The following is an 8,956-nucleotide window of genomic DNA, read 5'->3' on the forward strand; positions in this document are numbered from 1 at the left end:
ACTTCACCGCGCGGGATCCGCTCTTCCGTGCGCAGGTGAAGGCGTGGGTGGCGGAGGGCGTCGCGGCGGAGTGGCACGGCCGCGTCGGGACGCTGGAGCACGGCGCGGTGACGCCTTCGGCGAAGGAGTCCGTGCGGTACGTGGGCGTGCCGGGGATGAGCGCGGTGGCGAAGGGGCTCGCGGACGGGCTGGACGTGCGCAGTGGGGTCCGGGTGGAGCGGCTGGTGCGCGAGGGCCGGGCGTGGCGGCTGGGCTCGGACACGGGCGAGGACCTGGGCCTGGCGGACGTGGTGGTGGCCGCGGTGCCCGCGCCGCAGGCGGTGCCGCTGCTGGCCGGTGCGCCCGCGCTGGCGGAGCAGGCGAAGGGGGCCCGGCTGTCGCCGTGCTGGGCGGTGATGGCCCGGTTCGACGCGCCGGTGGACCTGGCGCTCGATGGCGCGTTCGTGAAGGACTCGCCGCTGTCGTGGGTGTCGCGCGAGATGAGCAAGCCCGGGCGGCCCACGGGAGAGCGCTGGGTGCTGCACGGGTCGCCGGAGTACAGCGCGGCGCACCTGGAGGAGACGCCGGAGGAAGTGGCCCCGAAGCTCGTGGAGGCGTTCGCCCGGGCACTGGGCACGGACGTGCGCGCGGTGGAGGCGGTGGCGCATCGCTGGCGCTACGCGATGCCTTCGCCGCCGCTGGACACGCCCGCGCTGTACGACGCGGACACCGGGCTGGGGGCCTGCGGCGACTGGTGCGCGGGGCCTCGCGTGGAGGGCGCGTTCTTGAGTGGCGTGGCGCTGGCGCGGCAGTTGGCCGCGGGCGTTCACGGCCCGTGACGACGTAGCGGCATCGAAGCCGCGTTGCATCGAGCCGCGCACCTCGTGGCGCCCTGCCCCGAAGCCGCGTTGCTTCGAGCCGTGCACCTCGTGGCGCCCTGCCCCGAAGCCGCGTTGCATCGAGCCGCGCACCTCGTAGCGCCCTGCCCCGAAGCCGCGTTGCTTCGAGCCGCGCACATCGTGGCGCCCTGCCCCGAAGCCACGGCGCTTCGGGGCACAGGTGCCTCAGTCGCGCTCACGCACCACCAGCGTGCGCCGGGCGGTGAGGCCCCGGTCGTCGGTGACGAGGATGTCGTGCGTTCCCACCGTCGGCTGCCACCAGAGGCGCTCGGCGGCGCGGGCGGTGCCCAGGAAGGCTCCATCCACGAACCACGTCAGCTCCCGGTCGTGCGCGGCCTCCGCTTCCAGCGGCACCTTCTGCTCCCTCGTGGACATGCCGGGGATGAGCAGCGCCACCTGTCCTTCCGGGGGCGAGAGGATGGTGGGCGTGTCCCGCTCGCCTCCCACGACGCAGCCGGGTGCGAGCGGCGGCGGCTCCGGCAATTGACGCTGCTGCTCCGCGAGCCACCGGCGCAGGCTGGACGGCCAGGACAGGTACACGCGCGACTCCGTGCGGCGCCCATCGCGGCACCCCGGCCCCACCGACAGGCCCGAGTCCACGTCCACCTCCACGCGCTGGTGGTACGGACACGGCGTCGTCGGCACCGCCGTGCGCACCGCGTCCACCGTCTTGCGCTGCGCGCACGCGTCCGTGGGCACCTGCCCCGAGTACGCGCACACCTCCACGCGCACCAGGTCCTTCGGCGGCGCCGCGTCCTCCTCCTGCAACATCGCGCCACGCGGGCCCACGCCCTCCAGGAGGTCGAACAGCAGCGGGGCCGCGTTCTCCGCCCCCACCAGGTGCACGCTGGACGCGTGGTCGAAGTTGCCCAGCCACACCACCGCCGTGTGCTTCGGCCCGGAGCCCGCCGCCCACGCATCCCGGTTGCCGAAGCTCGTGCCCGTCTTCCAGTGCACCCGCGCCGGCAGACCCGTGAGCCGCCGCCGCTCCGGGAAGTCCGGCCGGTCCCTCAATGACAACGCCTGCCGCGTCAGCCACGCCGCCCCCGGGGACACCAGCGCCCGGGCCGGCTTCGCGGGAACGTCCTCGTCGAGCACGCGCAGCGGCCGCGCGCGCCCATCCCCCGCCAGCGCCAGGTACACGCCCGCGAGTTCCAGCGGCGTGAGCTCCATCCCGCCCACCGCCGCCGACAGGCCGTAGTGCCCCGGGTGCGGATCCAGGCTGGTGACACCCGCCTGTCGCAGCGAGCCCAGGAACCCCTCCACCCCCAGCTTCTCCAGGAGCAGCACGAACGGCAGGTTGAGCGACTGCGACAGCGCGGACTCCATCCGCACCAGCCCCTGGAAGCGCCCGTCGAAGTTGCGCGGCGCATAGCCGCCGTACGTCACCGGGATGTCCGTCACCAGCGTCTCCGGCCCCACCAGCCCCTGGTCGATGCCCAGCGCGTACAGCAACGGCTTGAGCGCCGAGCCCGGGGAGCGCGGCGTGGCGAAGCCGATGATCTGCCCGCCGTTGTCCCCGTCGAAGAAGTTGAAGTTGCCCACCAGCGCGAGCACGTCACCGGCCTCACGGTCCGCCACCACCACCGCGCCGTTGTGGATGCCCTGCCGCTCCAGGCGCCGGGCCGCGTCCCCCAGCGTGCGCTCCACGAACCGCTGCGTGCCCGCGTCCAAAGTCGTGCGCAGCCACGTCGCCTCCGGCCGCCGGGCCTTGAGCCACACCGCCGCGTGCGGCGCCTCTCTCGGGAACGGCTTCAGCACGTCCGGAACCTGCGTCGCGCGCACCTCCGCCAGCACCACGTCGGAGGCCACCCCGTCCACGCTCAAGCCCCCCGACTCCAGCAGCCTCCGGGCGATGTCATCCCGGGCCGAGCGCAGGCGGGCCACGTTCTCCGGCGACGGGAAGCGCCGGTTCGGGTTCTGCGGCACCGCCAGCAGCGTGGCGATCTCCGCGGGGCTCAGGTGCGCGGCGGTGTGCCCGAAGTACGCGAGCGCCGCCGCCTCCACGCCCTCCACGTTGCGGCCGTAGGGCACGAACTGGAGGTACGCCTCCAGCACCTCCTGCTTCGACAACCGCACCTCCAGTTGCGCGGCGCGGAACGACTCCACGACCTTGGAGGTGAACGTGCGCGGCCGTGGCTCCAGCACGCGCACCAACTGCATCGTCAGCGTGGACGCTCCCGACACCCGACGCCCTCGCCTCAGGTTGAGGCCGAAGGCGCGCAGGGCCGCGAGCGGATCCACGCCGAGATGTTGCAAGAACCGCTTGTCCTCCAGCGCCAGCAGGGCACGGACGTAGGCCCGGTCGACGCGGTCCTTCGGCGCGGGAATGCGCCACCGCTCGTCCGGGGCGAGGAAGACATACGCGGGCGAGCCATCCCGGTACGCCATCACCACCGAGGGGGGCGCCGCCAGACGCTCCGGCAGCGGCACCCACCAGGCCGCCGCGAGGCCCGTGCAAAGAAGCACGAGCCCCGCCAGCGCCACCCCCACCCACTTCCTTGCACTGAGACGCACGAGACGCATGGGCCTAGAGCAGCTCGTCCTTCCAGGGACCCGACACCTGCACCGTGCCCGCGGACTCGCGGGCCCAGGTCGAAGAGTCGTACATCGCCTCGGCCTCCGCGGACGGCAGCGTGAACGAGCCCGCCGTCACCGCGCGCACCGCGTAGACGACCTTCTTCGTCTCGTGGGCCTGCAGCGCGCCGAAGACCTCGATGCGGTCATCGCGCAGGTTCACGTAGTCGGCCGTCCACAGCGCGTCCTCGGCCACCCAGTCCACGCTGCCGCCGCGGCCCAGACGGGCGTTTTCAATCTCCCAGCCCGCCGGCAACCGGTCCACCAGCGCGATGTTCTGGATGCGCTCGCTGGTGGTGTTGGTCAGCTCCAGCTCCACGTAGATGAGGTCCGCTAGCTTCACCGGCGCGGCCTTCAGATCCAGCGTGGTGCCATCCAGCGAGCGCCAGGTGCGCTTGAGCGCCAGCCCCTGGCCGCCCACCTTCACCTCCGGCTTCGTGCGCACGCCCTCGCTGCTGACGATGAGGTACACCGAGCCCTCCCCCTTCGTCTTCAGGTCCAGCGACAGGCCGGCCCGCTCACTGGCGCGCGCCAGGGCCCAGGTGCGGTCCGTCACGCGCGCGTCCGTCTCCAGCACCGGCGCCAGGGACCTGCCCCCGGCGGTCAGCGTGGGCGGCGTGAAGCTGGTGGCCGTTCCCTGCAGCCGCTTGCCCAGGCCGGTGATGCCCCAGACCAGCTCCTGCGTGGAGTAGTACGCCGAGGTGCGCTCCTGGAGCGCCGACGCCACCATGCGCGCCAGGGGCTCGCCCTCCGGTGCGTCACCGAAGAGGTCCTGGAAGGTGCTCAGCTGCATGCCGCGCCGGCGCCGGTCCGAGTAGAACGACCAGCTGTTCTTGCGCTCGTCGGTGACGGGCGACAGGTCCGGGGTGCGCAGGTCCTTCTCGTAGCGCCGGTCGCCAGAGAGCCACAGCGCGGCCTTGAGCAGGTACAGGTCCTCCTGCTCTTCGCCGGTGAGCGGCTTCTTCTTCGCGCCCGCCTCCAGCGAAGTCACGAGCGCCTGCGCCCGCGCCTTGCGCCCCTTGCCCGCCAACGCGAGCACGTAGTGCGAGTACGGCTCCGTGTGCAGATCCGAGTGGCCGTCCTGCGCGAGCTTGCCCTCCTTCTGGGTCAGCTCATTGGCCAGCCACGTGAGCGCGCTGTCCACCCGGTCGTCCGGCACCGGGTACTTCAGCTTGCGCGCATCCAGCAGCATGTGCGTCGCGTACGCCGTGCCCCAGGCGACGGGCTCCTGGTTGCCCGGCCAGTACGCGAAGCCTCCGGAGGCCGTCTGCATCGACAGCACCCGGTTGATGCCCGACAGCACCATGTCCTCCACCTTCGCGGTGGCGGCGAGCGTCGGATCCACGCGCTCCACCAGCTGGCTCACGAACAGCAGCGGCCGGGTGGAGGACGTCGTCTGCTCGATGCAGCCGTACGGGTAGCGCACGAGGTACGAGAGGTGCTGGAGCGACTTCGCGTACGGATTGTTCGTCACCCACATCGTGGTGCGCTCGGTGGTGGGCACCCAGCCCTGGAGCAGCGGCCCCAGGTCCGTCGTGCCCTGCGCCAGCTCCACCTGCTGGATGCGGCGCTCACGCGGCCCCGCGGGCGACAGCGGCACGTCCAGCTGCTCGCGCGACGTGTAGCCACCGCCCTCCACCGTCACCACCAACCGGGCGGCGCCCACCGACTGCACCGCGCGGCCCTGGAACACGAAGGTGTGGGACTTGCCGTCCTCCACCCGGGCCCGGCCCTCGTTCTTGCCCGCCAGTTGCAACGGCGAGCCCGCGCCCACGGGCATCTCGAGCCCCGGCACCGCCAGCGCCTCCGCCGCCAGCGACACCTTCACGTCCTGCGCCTTGCCGGACAGGTTGGTGACGAAGACGGGGATCTGCACGTCGTCGTTCTGCGTGAGGAAGCGCGGCAGCGTCGTCTGGAGCACCAGCGGGTCGCGCACCAGCACCTGCGCGCTGGCCCGGCCGATGCGCTTGTTGCCCGCCGTCACCACCATCACGCGCACCGCGCCCCGGTACTGCGGCAGCTTGAAGGGCACGCGCAGCTTGCCGGACGCCGGCACCTCCACTACGCCGCTCCACAGCGCCACGGGCTTCACGGGCTGCACGCGGCCCGCGGACCCCGCCTCGTCACCGCCGGTGGAGCTGGAGTTGCCGCCGGGGGGCACGAGCAGCGCCCAGCCCACGGTCTCGAAGGTCTGCACGCCCAGCGCGCGCCGGGTGAAGATCTCCTTGAGCGGATCCGGACTCTGGAAGCGCGTGAGCGACAGGATGCCCTCGTCCACCACCGCCACGGTGGCGAAGGTGGGGCCCTCCACGCCCTCCACCGCCAGGTCCACCGTGAGGGTGTCGTTGGAGCGGACCTCCTTGGGCACCGTCAGCGTGACGGCCTGGGTGAAGTCCACCGGCTCCAGCGCGATGCTGCCCACGCCGAAGGCGCGGTCGGGCATGAAGGCCTGGGCGGATTCCAGGTGCGGGTCCTTCACCATGAACGCGCTCACGTAGACGTTGGGCGCGTACTCCTTCGGGGTGAAGCTCCAGGACACCTCGCCGGGCTCCACCTGCTTCCACGCGGTGGTGACGACGCGGTCGGTCTCCACCGTGAAGAGGACGCGGCCCCGGTACGGCGCCTTGACCTTCACGGCCAGGGCCTCGCCCACGCGGCCCTTCGCGGGCAGCACCAGCTCCAGCGTGGTGGGCTTCTGGGGGCGCGGCGTCTGATCCACGCGCGAGTCCTCGCCCCACCAGTAGTAGCGGCCCTCGCCCTCCAGGTTCAGGTCCGTCTGGGTGCCCCCGGCGCGCGCGCGCACCAGGTAGCCCGCGCCGTCATGGCCCGGCAGCACCGTGGCGGTGAAGCGGCCGCCCTGCACCTTCACCGTCGTCGCGCCCTCGCGCTGCGGACGCAGGTAGCGCTGGTAGCGCTCGTAGCCGGACTCCTCGTCGTAGTAGTAGCCGTAGTTCTCCTCCATGAGCTGGTACTCCAGCTCCACTGTCTTCGGCCCCTTGCCGTCCGCGAGGAGCTCCCCGTTCCAGTCCACCACCACGCCCGACAGCGTGAAGGGCGTGCCCGCCTTCACCTTCTGGGTGCTGGCCTGGAGGCCCAGGTAGAAGGCCTCCGGGTGCACCGGCACGTTCGCCTCGCCCACCGTGGCGCGGCCGCTGCCGGACTCGAAGACGCTGGCGACGGCGGACAGCCGGGCCGCGCCCTTGAGGGGACCCGAGGCCGCGTTGGCCGGGCAGTTCACCACCACCCGTCCCTTCGCATCGAGTTCGCCCTTCACCTGGCCCAGCGTGACGGGCCGGGGCTCCTTGCCGTCCTGGCGCCAGAGGCCGTAGGTGTACTGGGCGTTCTGCTTCGGCTTGAAGGGCACGGGCTCCAGCCGGCACGTCATCTCCACCGGGCTGCCCTCCGCGGAACCGCCGAAGAGGTACGCGGCCTCCACGGCCACGGGGATCTCCTCGCCCTGCTTGTAGCCGGGCGCCTGGGTGCTCGCGTTCACCTTCATGCGCTCGGGGACGAACTCCTCCACGCTCAACCCGTAGGAGGCCACCTCGCGGTCCGCCACCTTCAGGCGCACCGAGTAGCGGCCCGTGTCCTGGAACGCCGCGAACGGCTGGTCCAGGGACACGAGCCCCGCCGCGTTCGTCTTCAGCGTCACCTTGCGGATCTCACGTTCACGCGGGTCGATGACGCGCACCTCCACCGGCACGCCCACGGGCGGCGCCAGGTTGTCCTGCCCGCGCAGCACCGCGGCCACGTGCGCGGTGTCCCCGGGGCGGTACACGCCGCGGTCGGACCAGACGGAGGCGCGGTACGGCTGCTCGGCGCGGTACGGCTCGCCCTGCACGTCCGAGTTGGCGATCTCCGTCCGGAGCTCGTCGTACTTGAGGTACGTGAGCTCGTCGCCCTTGCGGGCCACCAGCGCGAACGGCTCGCTGTCATCCACGCCGGGCGCGGGCACCTTGAGCTGGCAGCCCTCCTCCGCCTGCGTGGTGCAGCGGGCCACCGTCTGGCCGCTGCGCTTCACGAGCGTCACCTCCACGCCGGACAGGGGCTCCGTGCTCTCCATCCCCAGGGCCCAGACCCAGACCTCGCCGGAGTCCTTGGAGCCCGGCGCGGGCCCGCCCTTCTTGGCCACGAGGCTCAGGTCGGTGAGCAGGATGCGGGAGGCGGCGCGGTACTCGCCGCTCTCGGCGGTGATCTCCACGAGGCCGCGCGTGGTGGCGGGCACCAGCGACGCCACGTCCACGTAGGTGGTGAGCAGCGCGTCCGCCGTCGCCTTGAGCGGCACCTCCTTCTTGAGGAGCACGTTGCTGGTCCGCGCGTCCGCCTGCTCCTGGGAGTCGTTGCTCATCCAGAAGACGAGGTTCTCCGGCGGCACGTTGCGCACCGTGAGCGTCACGCCCTCCACGTTGAGGTGCTGCAGGGGCAGGTTGCGCCACGCGCTGCGCGGCAGGTAGCGGCCGCTGGTGGAGAAGCGCACCTGGGGCTGGCGCGCGGGCACGGAGAAGCCGCGCGACCACGCGCCCAAGAGCGTGCCTCCGCCCACCGTGGGCGTGCCCTCCGCGATGGAGAGCGTGTGCGGGCCGCGCTTGAAGTCACCGAAGATGCGGAAGCCGCGGCGCGAGGGCGCGACGGAGAACTTCACCTTCGGCTTGATGCGGAGGGCCTCCAGGGCCACCGCGTCGCTCAGCGAGCAGCCCCGGTTGTCGTCATCGTAGTAGTACGAGTCCCACTTCTGCTCCGTGGGGCTGGGGTCGGCATTCGCGTCCACGTCGCGACAGCTCACCTCGAAGAAGTAGCCGCTGGCGCCCTCCTGCAGCTCCACGAACGTGATGTCCGTGCGCTTGCCGGAGTTGAGCGCGAATTTGTCGGTGGCCTCTGGCGCCGTCACCTTGGCGGACCCCGCGAGCGGCAGCCCCTCGCGCAGCGCGAACTCCACGACCGACGAGGGCTTGAGCTTCGGGTGGGCGAGCGTCACGGACAGCGTGTTGCGGGTGTCCGCGCGGGTGCTCCACTTCACGTCGGTGATGGCGGCATCCCCGATGCGGAAGCTCGCGCGGGAGCGCACCGCGGCCAGGTCCACCGGCCCGGAGAAGACGACGCTCAGCTCCACGCGGCCCTTGAGCAGGTCCATCCGCGTGGGGAACAGCTGCACGTACTTGAAGGCGTACGTGGTGAAGTTGTAGCGCCAGGCCCTCTCGGACGGCGGCTTGACGACGCCGCTGTCGGTGCCCACCGCGTCCACCGACACGGTGTACGTCGTCCCGGCCGTGAAGCCGGGGGCGGACGGGGTGAAGCGCAGCGACGAGGGCCCGGTCCACGAAAGGCTGCCGGGGACCGCGGGCGTGAGCGTGACGACCGTGTCCGTGACGGACTCCGAGCGCGGGCGCAGGGGCAGCGCGAACTCGATGACGATGCCTTCGGGGAGGGCGCTCTCGCCGGCGAGCTCATGGATGACGGGCGTCAGCGTCTCCGCCCGCACCGGCACGGCGGCCGTCGAGGAC

General features: G+C 72.2%; 3 protein-coding genes. 1 reads left to right on the forward strand and 2 read right to left on the reverse strand.

Annotated features, from left to right (window positions below):
• A partial coding sequence (locus D7V93_RS30100) for an NAD(P)/FAD-dependent oxidoreductase (protein ID WP_120646667.1) occupies nt 1-818 on the forward strand: 818 nt, incomplete at its 5' end.
• Nucleotides 819-1,043: 225 nt separating this feature from the next.
• Here D7V93_RS30100 and pbpC read toward each other — a convergent pair.
• Both pbpC and D7V93_RS30110 read right to left on the reverse strand, forming a co-directional pair.
• The gene (gene pbpC, locus D7V93_RS30105; RefSeq protein WP_120646668.1) at nt 1,044-3,404 is read right to left on the reverse strand and encodes a penicillin-binding protein 1C; all 2,361 of its coding nucleotides are present in this window, start codon (nt 3,402-3,404) and stop codon (nt 1,044-1,046) included.
• A gap of 4 nt (nt 3,405-3,408) precedes the next feature.
• On the reverse strand, nt 3,409-8,940 hold the full coding sequence (locus D7V93_RS30110) for an Ig-like domain-containing alpha-2-macroglobulin family protein (protein WP_244237601.1): 5,532 nt from the start codon (nt 8,938-8,940) through the stop codon (nt 3,409-3,411).
• Nucleotides 8,941-8,956 lie beyond the last annotated feature (16 nt).

The sequence above is a fragment of the Corallococcus llansteffanensis genome (genome assembly GCF_003612055.1).
Lineage (GTDB): Bacteria > Myxococcota > Myxococcia > Myxococcales > Myxococcaceae > Corallococcus > Corallococcus llansteffanensis.

Coding starts and splice junctions, on each gene's coding strand:
- pbpC (WP_120646668.1), bottom strand. CDS start 3,404: ATGCGTCTCGTGCGTCTCAGTGCAAGGAAGTGGGTGGGGGTGGCGCTG.